The organism is Bradyrhizobium sp. NAS80.1, assembly GCF_001908205.1.
Lineage (GTDB): Bacteria > Pseudomonadota > Alphaproteobacteria > Rhizobiales > Xanthobacteraceae > Bradyrhizobium.
Genome location: NZ_LGHL01000509.1, coordinates 1 through 536, shown reverse-complemented (window position 1 = coordinate 536; position 536 = coordinate 1). Strand labels below are relative to the sequence as shown.

Sequence of the window (536 nt, the reverse complement as noted above, 5' to 3'; positions counted from 1 at the left end):
CGGCAATACCAGCGTGGCGTCTGCAGCTCTGGCGGTGACGATCCCCTCGACGCCGGTGGCGCCGACGATTGCCTCGTTCTCGCCCGACACAGGCTTGGTTGGCGACGGGATCACCGACCAGAAGACCTTGACCCTGACCGGCGTCGCCGCGGCCAACAGCACGGTCACGGTTTTCGACGGGCCAAACCAAATCGGCACGGCAACCGCAAACAGCAGCGGTGCGTGGACGTTCACCACAGCGGCGCTGGCTGACGGCAGTCACAATTTCACGGCCACCGGCACGAGCTCGGGCCTGACCAGCGCAGCATCGACTGCATTGACGGTTACGGTCGATACGGTTGCGCCGAATGCGCCCGTTGAAACGAACGCCTCGATCGTCAGCGGGACCACCAAGGTCCAACTGACCGGCACGGCCGAGGCGAACAGCACGGTTCAGGTGTTTGACGGAACGAGCCAGGTCGGAACGACGACCGCCAACAGCAGTGGTGCGTGGACCCTGACCACCGGAAGCCTCGCGAGCGGCAGCCACGGCTTCA

At 65.3% G+C, this 536-nt stretch carries 1 protein-coding gene; it reads left to right on the top strand.

Features of this window, described 5'->3' with window-relative positions:
• Window positions 1–536 (top strand): Ig-like domain-containing protein (locus AC629_RS44580; RefSeq protein WP_245332223.1); only part of this gene is annotated, 536 nt, incomplete at both ends.